At 66.6% G+C, this 19,256-nt stretch carries 17 protein-coding genes and 1 tRNA gene; 3 read left to right on the top strand and 15 right to left on the bottom strand.

The window, feature by feature from the left end; genetic code table 11:
• The first annotated feature begins 33 nt into the window (after positions 1–33).
• Positions 34–1,074, top strand: coding sequence for an MlaA family lipoprotein (locus U1707_RS04380; protein WP_332798841.1), 1,041 nt, complete (start codon positions 34–36; stop codon positions 1,072–1,074).
• Between the two features lie 28 nt (positions 1,075–1,102).
• On the opposite strand, the gene U1707_RS04375 is transcribed toward U1707_RS04380, so the two are convergent.
• The 9 genes from U1707_RS04375 to U1707_RS04335 form a co-directional block, all read right to left on the bottom strand.
• Positions 1,103–1,888, bottom strand: a complete 786-nt coding sequence (locus U1707_RS04375) for a hypothetical protein (protein WP_332798840.1) — start codon at positions 1,886–1,888, stop codon at positions 1,103–1,105.
• A 150-nt stretch (positions 1,889–2,038) separates the two neighbouring features.
• Positions 2,039–2,115 (bottom strand) — tRNA-Arg (locus tag U1707_RS04370).
• Between the two features lie 90 nt (positions 2,116–2,205).
• Entirely contained in the window at positions 2,206–2,907 is a 702-nt protein-coding gene (gene nth, locus U1707_RS04365) for an endonuclease III (RefSeq protein ID WP_332798839.1), read from the bottom strand.
• A 4-nt stretch (positions 2,908–2,911) separates the two neighbouring features.
• Positions 2,912–3,685, bottom strand: a complete 774-nt coding sequence (dapB, locus tag U1707_RS04360; RefSeq protein ID WP_332798838.1) for a 4-hydroxy-tetrahydrodipicolinate reductase — start codon at positions 3,683–3,685, stop codon at positions 2,912–2,914.
• Positions 3,686–3,746: 61 nt separating this feature from the next.
• Positions 3,747–4,514 carry a nucleotidyltransferase family protein gene (locus U1707_RS04355; RefSeq protein WP_332798837.1) on the bottom strand — a complete coding sequence of 256 codons (768 nt, stop codon included), beginning with the start codon at positions 4,512–4,514 and terminating at the stop codon, positions 3,747–3,749.
• Complete coding sequence (locus U1707_RS04350; protein ID WP_332798836.1) at positions 4,511–5,419, bottom strand: hypothetical protein; 909 nt, start codon at positions 5,417–5,419, stop codon at positions 4,511–4,513. Before U1707_RS04350 ends, U1707_RS04355 begins: the two co-directional genes overlap by 4 nt.
• Positions 5,416–6,441, bottom strand: a complete 1,026-nt coding sequence (locus tag U1707_RS04345; protein ID WP_332798835.1) for a diacylglycerol/lipid kinase family protein — start codon at positions 6,439–6,441, stop codon at positions 5,416–5,418. Before U1707_RS04345 ends, U1707_RS04350 begins: the two co-directional genes overlap by 4 nt.
• Before the next feature lie 151 nt (positions 6,442–6,592).
• Positions 6,593–7,054 (bottom strand): DUF2141 domain-containing protein, encoded by a 462-nt coding sequence (locus tag U1707_RS04340; RefSeq protein WP_332798834.1) that lies wholly within the window; start codon positions 7,052–7,054, stop codon positions 6,593–6,595.
• A gap of 134 nt (positions 7,055–7,188) precedes the next feature.
• A complete protein-coding gene (locus U1707_RS04335; protein WP_332798833.1) occupies positions 7,189–8,541 on the bottom strand; it encodes a lipopolysaccharide biosynthesis protein in 1,353 nt (450 codons plus the stop codon).
• A gap of 146 nt (positions 8,542–8,687) precedes the next feature.
• Here U1707_RS04335 and asnB point away from each other — a divergent pair, with 146 nt between their 5' ends.
• On the top strand, positions 8,688–10,592 hold the full coding sequence (gene asnB, locus U1707_RS04330; protein WP_332799061.1) for an asparagine synthase (glutamine-hydrolyzing): 1,905 nt from the start codon (positions 8,688–8,690) through the stop codon (positions 10,590–10,592).
• A 135-nt stretch (positions 10,593–10,727) separates the two neighbouring features.
• Here the strand turns inward: asnB and U1707_RS04325 are convergent, their stop codons facing one another.
• The 3 genes from U1707_RS04325 to U1707_RS04315 form a co-directional block, all read right to left on the bottom strand.
• The gene (locus U1707_RS04325) at positions 10,728–11,867 is read right to left on the bottom strand and encodes a CDP-alcohol phosphatidyltransferase family protein (protein ID WP_332798832.1); all 1,140 of its coding nucleotides are present in this window, start codon (positions 11,865–11,867) and stop codon (positions 10,728–10,730) included.
• A 201-nt stretch (positions 11,868–12,068) separates the two neighbouring features.
• Positions 12,069–13,184: a CDP-glycerol glycerophosphotransferase family protein gene (locus tag U1707_RS04320; protein ID WP_332798831.1), complete on the bottom strand. Its 1,116-nt coding sequence runs from the start codon at positions 13,182–13,184 to the stop codon at positions 12,069–12,071.
• Complete coding sequence (locus tag U1707_RS04315; RefSeq protein ID WP_332798830.1) at positions 13,181–13,921, bottom strand: phosphocholine cytidylyltransferase family protein; 741 nt, start codon at positions 13,919–13,921, stop codon at positions 13,181–13,183. Before U1707_RS04315 ends, U1707_RS04320 begins: the two co-directional genes overlap by 4 nt.
• 106 nt (positions 13,922–14,027) lie before the next feature.
• On the opposite strand from U1707_RS04315, the gene U1707_RS04310 reads away from it, so the two are divergent.
• A complete protein-coding gene (locus U1707_RS04310) occupies positions 14,028–15,116 on the top strand; it encodes a mechanosensitive ion channel family protein (RefSeq protein WP_332798829.1) in 1,089 nt (362 codons plus the stop codon).
• A gap of 103 nt (positions 15,117–15,219) precedes the next feature.
• Here U1707_RS04310 and U1707_RS04305 read toward each other — a convergent pair whose 3' ends face one another.
• The 3 genes from U1707_RS04305 to otsB are packed head-to-tail and all read right to left on the bottom strand — an operon-like array spanning position 15,220 to position 19,177.
• Positions 15,220–16,608: an alpha,alpha-trehalose-phosphate synthase (UDP-forming) gene (locus U1707_RS04305; RefSeq protein WP_332798828.1), complete on the bottom strand. Its 1,389-nt coding sequence runs from the start codon at positions 16,606–16,608 to the stop codon at positions 15,220–15,222.
• The gene (locus tag U1707_RS04300; protein WP_332798827.1) at positions 16,605–18,401 is read right to left on the bottom strand and encodes a glycoside hydrolase family 15 protein; all 1,797 of its coding nucleotides are present in this window, start codon (positions 18,399–18,401) and stop codon (positions 16,605–16,607) included. The genes U1707_RS04305 and U1707_RS04300 overlap by 4 nt, the downstream gene beginning before the upstream one ends.
• Positions 18,398–19,177 (bottom strand): trehalose-phosphatase, encoded by a 780-nt coding sequence (gene otsB, locus U1707_RS04295; protein WP_332798826.1) that lies wholly within the window; start codon positions 19,175–19,177, stop codon positions 18,398–18,400. Before otsB ends, U1707_RS04300 begins: the two co-directional genes overlap by 4 nt.
• Between the last annotated feature and the right edge of the window lie 79 nt (positions 19,178–19,256).

Raw genomic sequence — 19,256 nt, 5'->3', positions numbered from 1 at the left:
ATTGTCGCCGGTAAAACGGGGTAAAGATTGCGTATGTTGGCCTGGACGACCGCGTTGCTGATGGCTGCAACATCGATGCAGGCGAACGGCGAATCGCTCGTCGCGCAACGGCCTCTGGAACCACAGGAGAGCGTCGGTGACAGGGCTGCGAGTCCGCCGATAACCTCGCTGTCGATTACGCCCACGCCCGCGCCCGTCCCAGGGCCGGTGCCACCCCGGACCGATCTACCGATGGCGGAGGCAGCGCCCCCCGCGCCGGTCAGGCCCGGTTCCCAGCGCGACATCGTCATCATCGGACGCAAACCGCTCGCGGGCGATCCGCTGCGGTCGGTCAACGCGGCCGCGTTCGGGGCGACCCAGGCGGTCGATACGGCGGTCATTGGCCCGGTCGCGCGTCAGTACAAGAAGACCGTGCCGTCGCCGATCCGCCGCGGCATTCACAATTTCCTGTACAATCTGCGCGAGCCGATCGTGTTCGTGAACTTCCTGCTGCAGTTCAAGCCCGGCAAGGCCGCGGAAACCGTCGGGCGGTTCGCGATCAACTCGACGATCGGCGCGGTGGGCGTGCTGGATATCGCCAAGCGCAAGCCGTTCCGCCTCCCGCGTCGCTCCAACGGGTTTGCCAATACGCTCGGCTATTACGGCGTGAAGAACGGGCCGTTCCTGTTTCTCCCGCTCGTCGGTCCGACGACGGTACGCGACCTGGTCGGCGGCGGCATCGACCGGCTGTTGCTGCCAGCCGCGGTCGGCGACCCGTTCACCAGCCCGACCTATACGATTCCGGCGGGGGCGCTCGGCGCGCTCGATCATCGCTCGGAATTCGATGACACGCTGAAGGACCTGCACGACAACGCCGCCGACCCCTATGCGGCCTCGCGCGAATTCTACCTGCGTCGGCGCCAGGCGGAGATCGACCATCTCCACGGCCGCAACGTCGACGATATCCTGGGGCCAGGCGGGGTGACCGAACCGCCACCGCGCGCGGCCATGCCGATCATCGAACAGCTTCAAGCGCCAACTGCCTCGAGCCCGAGCGTGGTGGAGCCCGTCATCGCGGAACCCGCTCGACCATAGGTTTCGCTGCACGCGCGGACGCCGGGGTCTACGGCGCCTTGCCCGAATTGAACTCGATGTCGATCTCGACCCACCCGCCCAGGATCTGCTTGCCGCCGACGCGGGGCGGGCGAACGCGGAACTGCCACGCGGCCTGACGCATCGACCGGGCAAGACCCGATCCGACCGGCGACTCGCTCAGCGCACGGCAATTCTCGACCTGGTAATTGGCGATCATCCGGCAGGCGATCTTCGCCCAGCTGTTCGGCGGCGGCGGGCTTTTCAGATAGCCGTTCAGTTCCGCGTCGGTCGGACGGCGATACCATTCGACCTTGTACAGGCGCTCACCGCCGGGTCCTTCGCCAGGACCATAGGCGGAACCACTGTCCTTACCCTTCCCCGAACCGCTACCCCCATCCCCCCCGGCCAGCTGATCGTCGGGATGCGACGGCATCTTCGAGATATCCGCGGCGTCGAACATCTCCATCCCGCCGAGCATCTTGATGGGCAGCGGTGGTGGCGATTTGGGCGGCGCGGGGGGCGCCTGCGCGACGTCGGCTCGGGGCGCCGCGCGCGGGGGTGAGCCGCCGCTCGCGCGCTTGGCCTTGGTGGGGGACGGCGTCCGCTTGGCCGGGGTCGGCGTCGTCTGATCGGGCGCTAGCTGGAACGTCACCGGATTGCGGGGTTCGTCCGGCTTCACGACCGAAGACGGCGCCAGCCGCAACAGCAACAGGATGATCAGGATATGCGCGAGGATCGTCAGGCCGACCGCGATGCTTCGCCGCCTTGCCGAACCGCGCGTCTCGATCGACGAAGAATGGTACGTCAATCGCATCGGCTGTCCGCCTAGCCCCGCCACGTCCCGCCTGCAACCGCCGCACGCGGTATGACGAACACTTCATTAATGCCGACCCCGGCGCGTACCGAGTGCATGCAGCCCCGCACGAGCGGAAATCTACGAACTGTTGCAGAATACGACGAAGTTTGGTGCACCCGACTGGATTCGAACCAGTGGCCTCTGCCTTCGGAGGGCAGCGCTCTATCCAGCTGAGCTACGGGTGCCGGACAGGTCGCCTAGCAAAGCGCAACGGGACGCGCTAGCCGTTTTCACGCAGATCGACGCGGGACTTGCTCAACGGTCGGCGCAAACGCTCAACGTTCGGCTGTCGATGTACCCGTCACGCTCGCAATTCCGGTCGCGATCTTGCCCCGTTCCTTGGGCGATGGCGTCTTGGGTTTATAGGCACACAGATCGCTGACAATGCACCGCCAGCATTCGGGCGTCCTCGCCTTGCACACATAGCGGCCGTGCAGGATCAGCCAGTGATGCGCGTGCAGGCGGAAGGGCTGCGGGGTCGCCTTGTCGAGTTTCAGCTCGACCGCGAGCGGCGTCTTGCCCCGCGCCAGTCCGGTGCGGTTGCCGACCCGGAAGATGTGCGTGTCGACCGCGAAGGTCTCTGCGCCGAACGCCACGTTCAGCACGACGTTGGCGGTCTTGCGCCCGACGCCCGGCAGCCGTTCGAGCGCATCGCGGTCGTTCGGGACCTCGCCGCCATAGTCGTCGATCAGCATCTGCGAAAGCGCGATGACGTTCTTGGCCTTGGTATTGAACAGGCCGATGGTCTTGATGTGCCCCTTCAACGCGTCGAGACCGAGTGCGACCATCTTAGCGGGCGTGTCGACCTCGCGGAACAGCGCCCGCGTCGCCTTGTTGACGCCGACATCTGTGGCTTGCGCCGATAACGCGACAGCGACGACCAGCGTGTACGGATTGACGAATTCGAGCTCGGTTTCGGGATGCGGGTCGGCTTCGGCCAGCCGCGCATAGAATTCGACGACATCGGCCTTCGTCACGGCGTTACAGGCCGAGCACGTCGCCCATCCGGTATCGGCCGGCGGGCTGTCCGGCGAGCCAGATCGCCGCCTGGACCGCGCCGCGCGCGAAGATCGAGCGGTCGTCGGCACGGTGGTTCAATTCGATCCGCTCGCCTTCGCCCGCGAAGATCACGCTGTGGTCGCCGATCACCGATCCGCCCCGCACGGAGGCAAATCCGAGCGTGCCCTCGCTGCGCGCGCCGACCAGACCGGCGCGGCTGTCGACGCGGAGTTCGGCAAGTGTCGTCCCGCGACCTTTCGCTGCGGCTTCGCCCAACAGCAGCGCGGTGCCCGATGGCGCGTCGACCTTGTGGCGGTGATGCATCTCGACGATCTCGATGTCCCAGTCGGCGCCGAGCCGGGCGGCGGCATCGCGGACGAGGATGTTGAGCAGCGTCACACCAAGCGAGGTGTTTCCGGTCTGCAGGACGGCAATGTCGGCGGCGGCGGCATCGATCAGCGACTGGTGCTGCGGCGACAGGCCGGTGGTACCGATCACGATCGCGGTGCCCGCGCCGCGCGCCGCGGCGAGATGCGCCTCGATCGCCAATGGCGACGAGAAGTCGACCATCACATCGGCAATCGTCGCGATCGGATTGGGATCTTCGCCGGCATCGACGCCCCCCGCCAGCATGGCGCCGGCGGTCTCGATCGCATCGGCGATCGCGCGCCCCATCCGACCGGCGCTGCCATAGATGCCTATCGCGGTCGCTATTGGCGGGGCGGGGCGGCGCGCGGAAAGCGTTGTCGTCTGCATGGCGTCGCCCTGCCACAAAACCGGGAAGCGGGGCAGGGTGGATTTGCCCGTTGGCGGTAATTTAGTGCGCTGAGGCCTGCCCGGCGAGCAGCGTCCGAACCAGATCGAGATCGCCTGGCTTGTCGACATCGACGGCGGCAAGGCCGTACGGCGTCGCCACCGCGGCGGCATCCAGTCCTGCCATCCGGCCGAGATGCGCGATGGCCTCGACCAGCGTCAATCTTCCCGAGAGATAGCGCAGCAAGGTGCCGATCCCCAGCCGACGGACGATCCGCCAGGGACGTTTGCGATCCGCCTCGACCTGTGCCCACAGATCCAGCGCGGCGATCGAGCGCGGGGTGGCGAACTGGAACAGGTTGCAGCCCGACCACGCACCGTCGGCGAACCGCAGGTAGGTCCGCTTGGTCCCAGGCGCAGCCTGTTCGATCACGTCGCGCCGCGCGAGCAGTGCGGCAACGTCGGCGCTCGCCGGAGCATCGGCCCGGAACCGGCGGATCCATTCCGGCCGGAGGAGGGCGTGGTCGGCGGTTGTCACCATCAATGGCGTGCCGAGCGCGACGAGTCCCTCGCGAACGCTGAGGCTGGGGCCCTTGGCGGCGGTCAGTACGGTGAGTCCGAGGGCCGTCGCATGCGCGCGGACCGCGTCGTCGGATACCGAGACCGCGATCCGGGTCGCGCCCGCGTCGCGCAACGCTTGAGCCACACGCGCTAACAACGTCTCCCCCTCCAGCACGATCAGCGCCTTGTGCGAGACCCCTGCATAGTCGGCAACGGGATCTACACCGCCGCGCGAGCCGGCAAGGATCAGTGCGTCAAATCCCTCGCTCATGCCGTCCTGCCCCGTTCGCGCCATACCCGCCAGAAGATGCCAGGCGCCGCGAGTATCGGGTGTTTCTCGCGCCACGGGGTCAGTGGCACGGCGATCCCGGTGTGTCGCTCGACCTTCCACAACCCGTATTGGGCAGCACCTTCGAAGGTGAACGCGGCACGGACCAGCCGGGCTACATTGATCGGCTTGCCGGCACGGCGACGACGGCGCCAGGCGCGCAACAGGTCTCGGCGCGTCTCGGCCGCGAGACTCGGGCGCAACACGCCGGCGTCGTCGGCGAATGCGATACCGTCGGCGGTCCATGCAAGTGGCAGCAATCGGGCGTATCGGTCCGGATCGAACCCGAGGATCTGCCCCTCGCGTCCCTTGCGTTCGACCCGCAGTTCAGCGGCGTAGGTCTGCTGGAACAGCGCGCGCCAATAGACGTCGGCCGTGCCCGCGTCCGGCCCGAGCGCCGCGGCAAAGCGGGCCGCCGATTTCGAGGCGTCCCCGATGGCGTCGGCCACCAGTGTCGCCGTCGCCGCATCGCGCACCCAGACGAGCGCGGCCGGCTGCACGAACCGCGTCCAGATCGTCGTGTCGAGCGTCCGCGCTGCGGCTGCCCGTGCAAACGTCGTCATCCGCATCGTCGCGATCTTCGCGCGCAACGTCTCGCCCGGCCCCTCTAACTCCCGGTGGGCAAACTCGCGGTAGCTGACTGTCGGCCACAGGCCGCGCTCAGGCGGACCGTCGGTGAGCACGTAGAAATCGAGCACGCCCTCGGTCGAGCCGGTGCGCAGGTTTGATCCGTAGAACAGCACCGCAATCACGTGTGCGTCCGCCGCGAGCAGGGCTGCCACGTCGCGGACCGCCGGGATGGTCGAAACGTAAAGCTGGCGGCGGACGAAATCGTCCAGCGTGATCACGGAACGACGAAGCTGAGCGTGCGCGCCTCGCGGACGATCAGGTCGCCACCGGGATAGACTTCGCCGTCGAGGATGAAGCCGGAGTCCATCTTCAGTTCGATACTTGGGGAATCGATGCGGTGATAGCCGGCGCGATCGAGCCATGCGGCGGGCGAGCCGGCGACGATCAACGGCGTCGCCGCGGCAAGCCACCGCGGCGGCGCATCGACCAATAGCGTCTTCAGCCCGTCGCGCGGTACGCCGAACGGGCGAATACCGATCGGCATCCGCTTCAGGGTTGAGGCGAGCATGAGATAGCGCGCGCGATCAGTGTTGGCATTCTCGCCTGCCGCGTGGACACCCTCGTCGCCGCGCGACTGGAACTTGATCCGCATGCGGTTGCCCGCCCGCCACGCGCTGTTCGCACCACCAAAAAGGGTCTGCAGGATCGCCCAGCACAAGGCGAGACCGACCGCGACGCCATTGAAGGCACCCGCACGGTGCGTCCGCTGCGCCAGCGCGGTCGCATCGACGAAGGCACCGGCGCCGAACAGGAAGCCGCACAACCGGGCGCCGGTGTCCTTGCGAACCACCTCGATCGGGCTGCGCGACTTGACCCGGCCATGCCGCGCCGCGGTCAGTGCCTGGTCGAGCGTCCAGTCGTCGGGGATGCCGAGGTCGAGCGCGAGTGCGTTGGTCTTGCCCGACGGCACGATCGCGACGCGCGGGGCGGCACCCGTCCAGACGCGGGCGGCCGCCGTCATGACGTCGCGGATCGTCCCATCGCCGCCGTCGATCACGAGCAGTTCGATACCGTGGCGCGCAAAGTCGGTCAGCACTTCGGCGAGTTCGTCCTGCGTACGCGGTGTCACGGCCAGCACGGTACCCGACAGGAAGGGCTTGGTCGCCTCGACACTGCTGCGATTGCGGTGGCTCTTGGGGTTACAGATGATGCCGGTACGAATCTTCGCCGCGGCCTCGCGCGGGCTCACGCCGTGCCGTTCGGACACGACCGGATCGAACAGCCCATCGGGCCGCCACACAGGTGGCGCCGGTGGCGAGAGGGGGTGCCTGCCAAAGGCTTGAAAGTTCGAAACAGCATCAGCCACGATATAAGATACCCGTCGCGGCACATAACCGCTACAAATTTGTGTCAGGAAGATTTCGGTTCAATGTCTGCGAACCGCTTTTGGTTCACCGGCGGTACCGCATCTTCATGCGGACGATGGTGCCCGATGCCGGCAAGGCGGTGCGGACCGACGCGAACGAGGGCAGCCCGATCGATGTCGGTGCATCGTTCGAAAACCCGAATCCTTCCTTCGGCACGAACAGCGTCCGGTTGAAATCATGATCGGCGTTTTCATCGTGATATTGCGCGATCGCGTAATATCCGGGCTTCAGCCAGAAGCACGCACGTGGGTTCGCAGCCGACACACGGGCGCGAACCAGCTTGCCGCCCTTGGACAAGAACCGCTTCTTGTCGTCGGGATACACCGTGAAGGCCACTTCGCCGACGGCGTTGTGCATCGTCGTTGCCTCGAGGATCAGCTTGGCATTGCCGTTGCCCTGCGTACCTTGGCAACTCTCGGCCGCGCGCGCCTGGACCGGCGCGAGCACGGCCGCCGCGCCCAGCGCCATTAGGATTACATGATTCATCGGCAGACTAAGACCCAAGAAAGTGGCGATAGAGCGGCGCGCAGATGACATTTGCGGCGTGAATGACGCCTGTATGTCGCACGCCGAGCCCCCGCGTTCCCGATGCCGCGTGCCCGATGTCACGCCAGTGGCGGTCAGGCTTGGCGAGGCGCCCGGGTCATGCGGGCGGCAGCGAACCCCAGCAGGATCGCGACCGCGACCGATCCCCCCGCGACCGCCGCGGCGATTCCGGTCGAGCCGTACGCCGGCATCAGCAGGAACGCGACGACGAACATCAGCACGACACCGACGGCGCGGATCGCGAACACCGTGCCGGCGCGGTGCAGCGCGGTCATCACGGTGTCGAGGCTGACGGTGGCGAGGTCGAAACATCCCGCAGCGGCTAGCCACAACAGCACCGGATAGGCGCCACCGAACGACTTGCCACCGACCAGCTTCAGGATCGGTTCGCCGACCAGCGCGACGATCGCGAGAATGACGAGCGCGGCGGCGGTGCTGGCAAGCATCGTCCGCACCAGAATGCGGCGCAGCCGCGACGGCTCCGCCGTCCGCACGGCGCGGACGATCTCGGGAAAGGCAGCGCGCGACAACATCTGCGACAATTTCGCCAGCGCCTGCGCCAATTGCGTCGCGAGGCGGAATGCGCCCGCCGCCGCCGGGCCGATCGACGCACCGACCAGCAGCAGCGGGATCTGCTTGCTCGACAGGCCCAGCGTCGCGCTGGCGTTGGTGCTCAGCGAAAAGCGGACGATGCCGGGATTTTCCGCGCGCACCTGCCGCCATGTGCCGCGGCCGCTCGCGAGCAGCCGCAGGTCGCCGCTTCGGGCGACCATGATCCAATAGGTGGCGGCGGTGACGATCTCGGCGACCGCCCAGGCCAGCATGAAGCCGCGGATCGTCGGTTCGAAGATCATCGCCGCGCCCGCGCCGACGAAGCGCATGATCGGCGTCATGCTGTCCGCGACCGCCGACAACGAGAATTTATCGCGCAGCCGCAGGATGCCGAGCGGGGTCGAGCGGATCGTGATCAACTGCACCACCGCGAACATCAGCGTGTCGCGCATCAGGTCCGGCGGGATGCCGAAGCCGTCGCTCCACGCGAACAGGATTCCGACCGTCAGCGCGGCGCCGACCAGCGCACTGCACATGTCGAGGATCGCCGACAGCCGCAGCAACCGCGCAAGCCGCGGCGTGTCGCCCTGCTGGCTCGGCTCGACGCCGTACTGGACGATGATCTGCCAGGTCTGGAAGCCGACGAAGGTCGCCAGTGCCTGCGCCGCACCCGAGATCAGTGCGAACCGGCCGAAATCGACCACCCCCAGCGTGCGTGTCGCGAACCCGAGATAGAAGAGCGACAGGATCGCCAGCACGCTGCGACTGGCAAGCAGCCAGCCGAGATTGCGCGCCGCCGCCCGGAATATCCCGGTCGTGCCCGAGCGTACCGGTGCATCCGCCGGGGCCGGAGAAGGAGCGGGGTCCTGAACCATCTGCGATCGGCCCCTAGAGCGCGATGGCGGGTGCGGCAAGATGCGCGGGGCGGGCGGGGTGCGCGGAAGGTGACAAAGCGGCGGGCGGCTCCTAGACCGCGCGCGATCGGGCGGCAGCGCCGCGTCATGGCTAGGGATCGTTCGTCATCTGCGGAATTGCCGGACTTTACGCACGGGGCGGTGGCGCGGTTTCGCCGCAATTGATCACCGCGCAATGCGATACGATCCTCCATCGCGGCCCCGACGATCAGGGCGTGATGACCGATGGCGATTTCGGGTTCGGCATGCGCCGGTTGAGCATCATCGACATCGAAGGCGGGCACCAGCCGTTCCATTCGCCCGACCACCGCTATGCGCTCGTCTTCAACGGCGAGATCTATAATTTCCGCGATCTGCGGCGCGAGTTGCAGGCGCTCGGCCGGGTGTTCGAAAGCGCCGGCGATACCGAGGTGATCCTCGCCGGTTACGAACGCTGGGGCGACGATGTCTGGGCAAAGCTCGACGGGATGTTCGTCGTCGCGCTGTGGGATATCCCTGCCCGGCGGTTGACGCTGGCGCGCGATCCGATCGGGATCAAGCCGCTATATTATACCGACCAGGCCGCGGGGTTCGCGTTCGGCTCCGAACTCAAGACGCTGACGCTGCTGCCGGGCATGGCGTTCGACGTCGATCGCCGGGCGCTCCATGACTATTTCAGCTTCGGCCATGTCCGCACCCCGCGCTCGATCTACGCGCAGGTCCGGACCCTGCTGCCGGGTCACGTGATGACCGTCGAGGGAAACGGCGCGCCGACCATGCGCGCCTACTGGACCCCCGCCTATCACCCCGCAGAGCCGCGGTCCGAGGCCCAGTGGATCGAGCGGTTCCGCGACGAATGGCTCGACACGATCGGCAAGCAGATGGTCGCGGACGTCGATGTCGGCGCGTTCCTGTCGGGCGGCGTGGACTCGTCGGCCGTGGTGGCGGCGATGGCGCGGGTTTCGGATCGACCGGTGCGGACCTTCACGATCGGTTTTCCCGACCCGCGCTTCGACGAATCGCCGCATGCCGAGGCGATCGCGCGGCATCTCGGCTGCAACCACGTCACGCGCACGCTCGAACTGGCGGACGCGCAGGCGATGCTTCCCGAGGTCCAGCATTGTTACGACGAGCCGTTCGCCGACCCTTCCGCGGTGCCGACCTGGTACGTCAGCCAGATCGCCGCGCAGGAGGTGAAGGTCGCGCTGTCGGGCGATGGCGGCGACGAACTGTTCTTCGGCTATAAACGCCACGCGACCGAGCGGCGGATCGGCGCGCTGCCGGCGCCATTGCGTCGTCTGGCCCGCGCACTGGATGCAGTACCGACGCTGCCGTCGCGCCAGGCGAACGCGGTGCTGCAACGCTGGCGCAAGACCACCGGCAGCGCTGCGCTACCGAACGGAATCGCGCGGTTCTTCGCCAAGACGCAGATCACGAACGAAGCCTTCCGCCGCGAGATATTCTCCGCGGAGTTCATCGCCGAGGAGGAGGGCGGGATCGCCGCGCTGGTTGCGGAGTATTTCCCCGATCCCGACGCGATCTCGACCGATACGCTGGAGCAGTTCGGGCTCGCCGACCTTGCGCTCAATCTCCCCGGCGCGATGCTGACCAAGGTCGATCGCGCGAGCATGGCACATTCGCTCGAGGTGCGCGTGCCGATGCTGGGGCAGGGGATGGTGGACCTTGCGCTGTCGATGCCCGCCGACATGAAGCTCAACGGCAAGATCGGTAAATACGTGATCCGACAGGCGATCGCGCCGTGGTTGCCGGAAGGCATACTCGACCGCCGCAAGCAAGGCTTCCAGATGCCGCTCGCCGCCTGGTTCGCGGGTGATTTCGGGGCGTATGCCGAGCAACTCTGGCGCGACAGCGGCGTGCGCGAACAGGGCATCTGGCGCGACGGCGCGGTCGACAAGGTGTTCGCCGATCACCGGGCGGGCAAGCGCGACTATAGCCGCTTCCTGTATGCGCTGGCGATCTACTGCCTGTGGTGGATCGGACGGCCCAAGGCCCTGGCCGTCACGACTTTTTGACCCCGTTCTCCTGCGAACGCAGGAGCCCAGGGTTACAAATGCCACCCTTCGTGATCCTGGACTCCTGCGTTCGCAGGAGAACGGTGAACCAAATCACACACCGTCATCCTGACTTCCGTCAGGATGACGTCGCGCTCAAGCCAGCCAGCTCACCAGCGTCTCGCCCTTGGCCTTGCGCACCATCGCCTGCACCAGCCGCACCAGATGCACCACCAGCGAGATCGCGGTCCACGCCGCCACCCCGATGATTCCCCAGTCCGGCCGCATCACCACCAGCCCCGCGAACAGGATCACCATGTTCGGATTACGCCGCGCGGTAATCAGCCGGAACCAACTGTCGAACCGCTCCCAGACATGGATGTGCATCCCGAACCGCACGATGAACGCCCCCTCGATCAGCCGCTGCGCGACATAGCCGAACAGCATCGTCCCGATCACCGCCCAGAACACGCCGTCCTCGAGCGGCCGCCCATAGGGCGCGCAACCGGCCGCCCAGGCCCACCACCAGAAGGGCGGATGGACCAGATCCACGCCGTGGTCCCACGCATTGCCCAGCTTCGACGAGGTGATCGTACACCGCGCCAGCTTCCCGTCGACGGTATCGAGCACCATGAAGACGAGCCCGGTGGCGAGCCCCGTCCAGAACCAGCCGTACCAGAACGCCACCGTCGCGACGATGCACAGCACGGAGCCAAGTGCCGTCACCTGGTTCGGCGTGATCCCGGCGCGCGCGCAGACCCGCGTGATCGCCAGCGCCCATTCGGGCCACAGATACTTGGTCAGCAGGTCGGTGACGCCCTTGTACGCACCGACATAGCTGGCGCGCTCGATCGCCGGCACCGCCGCGGGGGTCAGCAGTTCGGCGAACGGCCGCTCCCGCTTGCGCAACGCCTCGTTGAAGATGCCTTCCTCAGCTTCAGCCGCGATCACCGTCAGCCCGGTCACCAGCGGCGCTTCGCCGAGCATCGCCGCGGTCATCCGCGCGCGCTCGTCGGCATCGCGGACATGCGCGAGCACAGGAACGCCGGTCCGCGTGACGACGGTGCCAGGCCGCGTCTTGAGATACGCGATCCACATCGGATCGAACGCGTAGGCGAGGTTCGCGAGGATCACCGGACCGGACGCGCCGCCGCCGCCGTCTCCAACGCCATCTGTGGCCAACCCCTGCGCGACGCCGATCCGCCGGATCCGCTCGGCATTGGTCATGCCCCAAAGCAGCGTGTCGTTCGCCCGGACGGTCCGGAGCGCTGGCGTGGGGGATGCAAAATCTACCATGCCGCACCCGTTAGCCGATCTGGTCGTGAAAGCGAGAGGGGCGTGGGGTAGGTGGAGGTACATACCCTCACGAACCACCACCCCGACTGCACCACCCCGGCGGAGGCCGGGGCCCAATTGGAATGACCAGAGTAACCTTGCGCAGTCCTTCGTTGGAACGTCCCCCAATTGGGCCCCGGCCTCCGCCGGGGTGGTGGAGAGTTAACGGCCGGTCGCGGTCTTTAGCACCCGAACGACCTCCCCCGCAGCCCGGGCCGCGCCACCCTCGACCGCGCCCAGCGACCGCCCGGCAAACTCCGCCTGAACCCCCGCATATCCCCCATGCATCAGCGCCGAGCGCTCCACCGCCGCCACCACATCCGCGACGTCGTCGACCACCTCGCCACACACCCACATCGCGTAGTTCGGATCACCCTCCCACGCGACGCCACCCGCATTGAGGAACACGCAAGGCCGCGGGCGCATCAGGAACTCGATCACCTGGCTCGACGTATCGCCCAGATACACGTCGGCCACGCCGGTATAGCTGCCGTCGACCATCGCGAACCCGTCGATGTCGCAGTGGACATGCGCCAGGTCACCAATCTCGCGCATCAGGTCCGCCACCTCCGGCGCACGCTCGATCAGCCGCTGGTGCGGCGCGAAGATCAGATTGTAGCGACCATCGGCGACGATCCGCCGCACGATCTCCGCGCCCCATCGCCACCAGGACGAACGATGCTGCTGCCAGTGCGGCGCATACAGCACCACCGGCCGCGTATCCGCGAACGGCGGCGATGCGTGCGTCCGATGCGTGAAATCCGCCTTCACATAGCCGGTGGCGACGAACCGCTCCGGCGCGAACCCGCGCGCAAGATACGTCTGCCGCTCCAGTTCGCTCGGCACCAACGTCAGCGCCGCCGCCCGCCGCCTCGGGTCGTCGCGCGCGCTCATCGAACCGACCCCGTGCGAGGTCTTCACGAACTTCGCGCGCATCGGAAACAGCCGCGGGAGCCACAAACTCGTCTGCTCGGCACACACCACGACCGTCGTGCCGCGCAGATAGGGAAGCAGCCGCAGCAACATCGGCATCTTCGCCGGCAACACCGGATTGCGCCCGCTCACGTCGTCCGCGACGTGACGAAACCCCGGCGCGCGACGGATGCGGACGGTGGGGAAGGGGCCCGTCCAGCGCCCCAGCAACGTCTCGTGCACCGACGTGCTAACCCACAGGTCGATCGGCACATCCGACGTCGCGGCCAGCGCCTCGACGATCGGATACAGATGCGGGATCAGCAGCGTCTCGCCGAGAAACAGGAACGCGACTTTCCGGGTCATGCGACCGACCCGTCTCCGGCGAGCGCGTCGTGATCCTGCTGCCACTGCGCGATGTCTTCGGGCCGGTCGATCTCCTGCCAGCGCGCATCGGGCGCGATCCGCAGCGCGTGCACGCCGACGGTCTCCGCCGCACGGCGGACGACGGCGTGATGATAGGCGTGGATGCCGTCCTCCTCGCCGATCACCATGCGCAGCGCATCGGCATAGGCGGTGCCACCGGTCGAGACGATCAGCCCCAGCGACCGCGCCGTCGCTTGGTGTCCGACCAGATGCTTGCCGACCGCGACGATGCGGTCGCCGTCCGCCTCGACCAGCATGTCGTCGAGGCCCGGCGCGTCCAACGGCTCGATGACCAGCTTCACGCCCGCCACCGGATCGGCGACCGCGGCGCGCAGGATCGGCGCGTCGAAGACGGTGTCGCCGTTCATCAACGCGAACGGCGCGTGGAGGAATTCCCGCGCGGCCCACACGCTGCCGATACTGTTGGCGGTCGACCAGAACGGATTGAAGACGAGGTCGGTCGGTATTCCACCCTCGCGCGCGGCGAGATGCGTGGCGATCTGATCGATCCGGTACCCGCCGACGATCACCGCGCCCTCGAACCCGGCCGCAGCGACCGCGTCGAGTTGATGATCCAGGATCGCGCGGCCACCGACCTGCACGAGGCATTTCGGCGTGGTCAGCGTCAACGGCAGCAGCCGCGATCCGTGGCCTGCGGCAAGGATGATGGCCTTCATGGGCCGGACTTACGCACGAAGTGTGGCAGGAAAAAAGCCTCACCGTTACGGCAAGCTTATGCTGCACTGCAGCGGAACATCTGACGCCGCGCACCGTTGCGCTGTCATGCGCATATTCAGATCGCTTCACATACCCCATGAGTGGGTCTGGCTGGAAAGTGTCGCCGTCGTCTCGGCGGCCGTCCTCGTCGCGCTGATCGCGCATTGGCTGACGATGCGGATCGGCGGCCATGCGCAGCGGCGCTCCACCGCCAAGACCGACGGCCTCGTCCTCGCCCGCGTCCGCCGGCCGTTGCGCGCGGTGTTCGTCTCGGTCTCGGTCGCGTTCGTCGCGCGGATCCTGCCGATGGACAATGATATCGAGGATCTGTGGAAACAACTGCTCGGCTTCCTCGTCCCCGCGCTGCTCGGCTGGCTCGCCGTCGCGGCACTCCGCGCGTTCCAGGACGTCGTCGAGATCCGCGCCGATATCTCGGTCGAGGACAATCTGCGCGCGCGCCGCAAACGCACGCGCGCCGCGATCCTCGGGCGGATCGGCACGTTCTTCATCGTCTTCATCAGCGTCTGCCTGATGCTGCTCAGCGTCCCCGGCATCCGCTCGATCGGCGTCACGCTGATGGCGTCGGCAGGTATCGCCGGCCTCGTCGTCGGTGCCGCCGCGCAGCCTGCGTTGAAGAACCTGATCGCCGGCGTGCAGATGGCGTTCACCGAGCCGATCCGGATCGACGACGTGCTGATCGTCGACGGCGAATGGGGGCGGGTCGAGCAGATCAACCTGACGTTCGTCGTCATCAAGATCTGGGACGAACGCCGCCTCGTCGTGCCGGTGTCGAAGTTCCTGGAGCAAAGCTTCCAGAACTGGACGCGCGAGACGAGTCAGTTGATGGGCTCGGTATTCTGGTATCTCGATCCATCCGCGGACGTGCCACGCTTGCGCGAGAAACTGGGCGAGATCGTCACCTCGAACCCCCGCTGGGACAAGAGGTTCTACAATCTCCAGGTAACGGACGTGAAGACGGACTGCATCGAACTGCGCGGCCTGATGACCGCCAAGGACGCTGCGATCGCGTTCGATCTGCGCTGCGACGTCCGCGAGGCGCTGCTGAAATATATCCGCGAGGACATGCCGGAGGCGATCCCACGCAACCGCCTGCTTATGGCGCCGGACCCGGTGACGCGCTCCCCGTCATCCTGACGAAAGTCAGGATCCAGAGTTACGAACGCCGTCCTTAATGGCTCTGGATCCTGACGTTCGTCAGGATGACGGGGAGGGTTACGTGGCTGGGGCCAGAGGGCCGTCAGGCCTCGACGTGCTCCGGCACCGCCTCAAGCGCGGTGATGAACAACTCGCACCACCACATCACGTCCTCCTTGCGAACATTGTCGATCAGCTTTTCCCAGCGCGCCTTGCGCTCAGCGAGCGGCATCTTGAGCGCCCGGCCGATCGCGTCGGACATCTCCTCGGGGCTGTACGGATTGACGAGCACCGCGTCCTTCAACTGCGTCGCCGCGCCGGCGAACTGCGACAGGATCAGCACGCCCGGATCCTCGGGATCCTGCGCTGCGACATATTCCTTCGCGACGAGGTTCATCCCGTCGCGCAGCGGCGTCACCAAGCCTACACGTGCCGCGCGGTAGATCCCCGCCAGCACGTCACGCGGAAAGCCCTGGTTGACGTAGCGGATCGGCGTCCAGTCGATGTCCGAATATTCGCCGTTGATCCGCCCCGACAGTGAATCGAGGTTCGCGCGGATCTCCTGATACGTGTCAACCTTCTCGCGGCTCGGCGGCGCGATCTGGAGCATGTAGACCAGCCCGCGCCGATCCGGGTTGGCCCCCAGGAACCGCTCGTATCCCGCGAATCGTTCGGCTAGGCCCTTTGAATAATCGAGCCGGTCTACGCCTACGATCAGGCTGCGCCCCGTCGCGGACATGTACATCCGCTCCTTCGAGTGCCGCGCCGCCTCGCTGTTCGCCGACTTCTCGAAGTCCGCGGTCTCGATTCCGATCGGCGTCGTGATCGCCTTGATCGTGCGATCGCCGACCGTCACCCAGCCATCCTCGCCGACCACGCCGTCGAGCTGGCTCGTCACATAATGCAGGAAGCTGTCGAGCCAATCCTGCGTCTGGAAGCCGACCACGTCGTACGCGAACATCGATTCGACCAGCGCGCGGTGGCTCGGCAGCGACAGCAGCATAGCCATCGGCGGCCAAGGAATGTGAAGGAAGAATCCGATCTTGTTCTCGACGCCCAGCTTGCGCAACTCGCGACCGAGCGGAACGTGATGGTAGTCGTGGACCCACACCAGATCATCGGGCTCGATCAACGGCAGCACCGTCTCCGCGAACCGCTTGTTGACGCGCGCGTACCCGCTGGAGAAGTCGCGCTCGAACTCGGTCAGGTCGATCCGGTAATGGAACAGCGGCCACAAGGTACGGTTCGCATAGCCATTATAATATTCGTCGAAATCCTGCTCTTCGAGGTCGATCGTCGCGGTGGTGACGCCCTTGCCCTGCTGGAAATTGATGTGCCCCGTGAAGGTCTCGGTGGTCGACCCCGACCAGCCGAACCACACCCCGCCCTTTTCGCGGAGCGCGGCGAGCAACGCGACCGCGAGGCCACCCTGGTTGCCGGAGGGCGCATCGACCGACTGGACGCGGTTCGAGATGACGACGAGGCGGCTCATCGTACGGCACTCCAAGGCTTGCTGAGCAGGACGGCGCAGTTGATCAGCCCCACCAGCGAATAGGTTTGCGGGTAATTGCCCCAGAGCTCGCCGGTGTTCGGATCGATGTCTTCAGAGAGCAGCCCAGCCGGCGTACGCCGCGAGACCATCTCCTCGAACAGCGCACGCGCGTCCGCGGTCCGGCCGGTGAAGTGCAGCGCCTCGATCAGCCAGAAGGTGCAGACGTTGAACGCGGTATGCGGCAGGCCGAAATCGTCCTCGGTGGCGTAGCGCAGCATGTGGCTGCCACGCCGCAGGCCCTCCTCGACCGCCTTCAGCGTCGACTGGAACCGCGGATCGTCGGGCGCGAAGAACCGCAGGTCGAGCAACTGGATCAGGCTCGCATCGAGGTCGTCGCCACCGAACGTCGCAGAGATACGCTGCGTATCCTCGCGCCACGCCGACTGCTCGATCACGCCGCGGATCGTGTCCGCCCGGTCCTGCCAGAACGCACAACGGTCCTGAAGACCCAGCACATCGGCGGCATTGGCCAGCCGGTCGCATCCCGCCCAGCACATCGCGGCCGAATAGGTATGGACATGCGCCTTGGTGCGCAGCTCCCACAGCCCTGCGTCGGGCTTGTCGTACGTCTCCCACGCGCGGTCGCCGACCAGTTCGAGGCTCTTGAAATCCTCTTCGCTCGACATCCTGAACAGCCGCTTGTCGAAGAACGCCTGGACGTCGGACAGGATGATCTGGCCGTACGCATCGTGCTGGATCTGCTCATAGGCCTGGTTGCCGACACGCACCGGACCCATCCCGCGATAGCCAGGCAGGTCGCTCTCGATCCGCTCGATCAGCGTCGCCTCGCCGCCGACCCCGTAGAGCGGCTGGACATGGCCACCCTTCGACGCGTCGACGATATTGCGCAGATATTCGAGATAGCCCTCGAGCACGTCGAGCGCCCCCAGGCGGTTCAGCGCCTGAACGGTATAATAGGCGTCGCGGATCCAGCAGTAGCGATAGTCCCAGTTGCGCTCCGACCCCTCATGCTCGGGGATCGAGGTGGTGAGCGCGGCGACGATCGCGCCGGTCTCCTCATGCTGGCACAGCTTCAGCGTGATCGCCGCGCGGATGACCACGTCCTGCCATTCGACGGGCGTCGCCAACCCGCGCACCCAGTGCCGCCATTCCTCTTTGGTGCGCGACAGCATCGCCTCGGCGGCCTCGTGCAGCACGCCGGCGAAGCTCTCGTCCGGGCCGAGGAACAGGTGCATCGGTCGTTCGAGCCGGAACCAGTTCTCGCCGACGATATGCCCGACCGGCGCATCGGTGGTCAGCCGCAACGTCTGATCGTCCATCTGGAAACGGATGTGGTTCGAGCCCTGCGTATGCTCGGTCGGCTTGCCCCAGTTCGTCGCCACGCGCATCCGAATGCGAATCCGCGGCGATCCTGCGACGGGCTTGACGATCCGGACGAAGCTGGTCGGGCGATAGGTCCGCCCTTCGCGCACGAACCGCGGGCAGAAATCAATCATCTCGACCGCGTTACCGGCCTCGTCCTCATGCCGCGTCACTAGGATCGGCGTGTTGCGAATATAGGCCTGTGTCGTCTTCGTACAGCCTTCGAGTTCGATCGCCCAGAAACCGGTCTTGGGCGCATCGCCGCCGAGCAGCGCGCAGAACGCCGGGTCTCCATCCACCCGGGGCACGCAGCCCCAGACGAATGTGCCGGTCTTGTCGATCAGCGCGGAGACCTGGCAATTGCCGATCGGCCACAGGTTCATGTCGGCTTTTTGGGTAGGTGCGGTCATCGTGTTTCCAACGTGGGTGTTTCCAATATGGCAGCAATCCAGTCGCGAAGTGCGGCAACGTCGTTCAGGCGGTAGGTGGCAGCGGTAGGGCGTTGCTCGCCGATCAGCACGCCCGCTCCGCCGAGATCGCGCGCCGCCTCGAACCCGTCCTCGTCGGTGACGTCGTCGCCGAAGAAATACGGCACGCTGCCCGCCATCGCCGGCGCCGTGATCAGTTCGCGCAGCGCCGCACCCTTGTCGCCTGGAGTGCGCAGTTCGACCATCATCTTGCCGCGCTGGAGCGTAAGCCCGTGTGTCGCGGCGAGGTCTTCGGCGAGGCGGACGGCGTCGGGCTCGAAGTCGGGCGCCATCCGGTAATGTAGCCCGGCGCCAAGGCTCTTGGCTTCGTAGACGAGGCCGTTGGCGTCGGCGAACGTGCGCAACGCGTCGGCAGCAGCCTCCAGCGAGGCGGGACGCTCCGCCGCGACGTGACCGTCCTCGGGGGTGCGACGTTCGGCCCCGTGACTGCCCGCGACCGCGAAAAGATGCGCGTGGCGGCCCAGCATTGCGTCCAGCTGCGAGATCGAACGCCCGCTGATGATCGCCACCCGACCGGGAAAGCGTTCGGCGAGCGTATCGAGGTTATCCAGCAGGATCTGGTCGACCACGACCGCATCCGGGGTGGCGGCAAGGTCGACGAGCGTCCCGTCGAAATCGAAGAAAAGGCTCACTGCGTCGGGCAAGACGAGTGGCGGCGCGAGGACATCAGTCGCGGGCTGGCGTTCGGCTAGCATCATCCCTGAACCCATAGCGGCACCGCTCCGTTCCGCTGCACTGCAAAATTGTAACGGGTGCGGTTCGATTTTTGGAGTGGGG

It is taken from the genome of Sphingomonas sandaracina (genome assembly GCF_036663695.1).
Taxonomy (GTDB): Bacteria; Pseudomonadota; Alphaproteobacteria; order Sphingomonadales; family Sphingomonadaceae; genus Sphingomonas.
The sequence above is the reverse complement of the archived record's forward strand: the minus strand, read 5'-3'. Positions and strand labels throughout refer to the sequence as shown.

What these genes read in the sequence shown, in the direction of transcription:
- U1707_RS04380 (WP_332798841.1), top strand. Translation starts at nt 34, where the DNA reads ATGTTGGCCTGGACGACCGCGTTGCTGATGGCTGCAACATCGATGCAG.
- U1707_RS04375 (WP_332798840.1), bottom strand. Translation starts at nt 1,888, where the DNA reads ATGCGATTGACGTACCATTCTTCGTCGATCGAGACGCGCGGTTCGGCA.
- dapB (WP_332798838.1), bottom strand. Translation starts at nt 3,685, where the DNA reads ATGCAGACGACAACGCTTTCCGCGCGCCGCCCCGCCCCGCCAATAGCG.
- U1707_RS04355 (WP_332798837.1), bottom strand. Translation starts at nt 4,514, where the DNA reads ATGAGCGAGGGATTTGACGCACTGATCCTTGCCGGCTCGCGCGGCGGT.
- U1707_RS04340 (WP_332798834.1), bottom strand. Translation starts at nt 7,054, where the DNA reads ATGAATCATGTAATCCTAATGGCGCTGGGCGCGGCGGCCGTGCTCGCG.
- U1707_RS04335 (WP_332798833.1), bottom strand. Translation starts at nt 8,541, where the DNA reads ATGGTTCAGGACCCCGCTCCTTCTCCGGCCCCGGCGGATGCACCGGTA.
- U1707_RS04325 (WP_332798832.1), bottom strand. Translation starts at nt 11,867, where the DNA reads ATGGTAGATTTTGCATCCCCCACGCCAGCGCTCCGGACCGTCCGGGCG.
- U1707_RS04320 (WP_332798831.1), bottom strand. Translation starts at nt 13,184, where the DNA reads ATGACCCGGAAAGTCGCGTTCCTGTTTCTCGGCGAGACGCTGCTGATC.
- U1707_RS04315 (WP_332798830.1), bottom strand. Translation starts at nt 13,921, where the DNA reads ATGAAGGCCATCATCCTTGCCGCAGGCCACGGATCGCGGCTGCTGCCG.
- U1707_RS04310 (WP_332798829.1), top strand. Translation starts at nt 14,028, where the DNA reads ATGCGCATATTCAGATCGCTTCACATACCCCATGAGTGGGTCTGGCTG.
- U1707_RS04305 (WP_332798828.1), bottom strand. Translation starts at nt 16,608, where the DNA reads ATGAGCCGCCTCGTCGTCATCTCGAACCGCGTCCAGTCGGTCGATGCG.
- U1707_RS04300 (WP_332798827.1), bottom strand. Translation starts at nt 18,401, where the DNA reads ATGACCGCACCTACCCAAAAAGCCGACATGAACCTGTGGCCGATCGGC.
- otsB (WP_332798826.1), bottom strand. Translation starts at nt 19,177, where the DNA reads ATGATGCTAGCCGAACGCCAGCCCGCGACTGATGTCCTCGCGCCGCCA.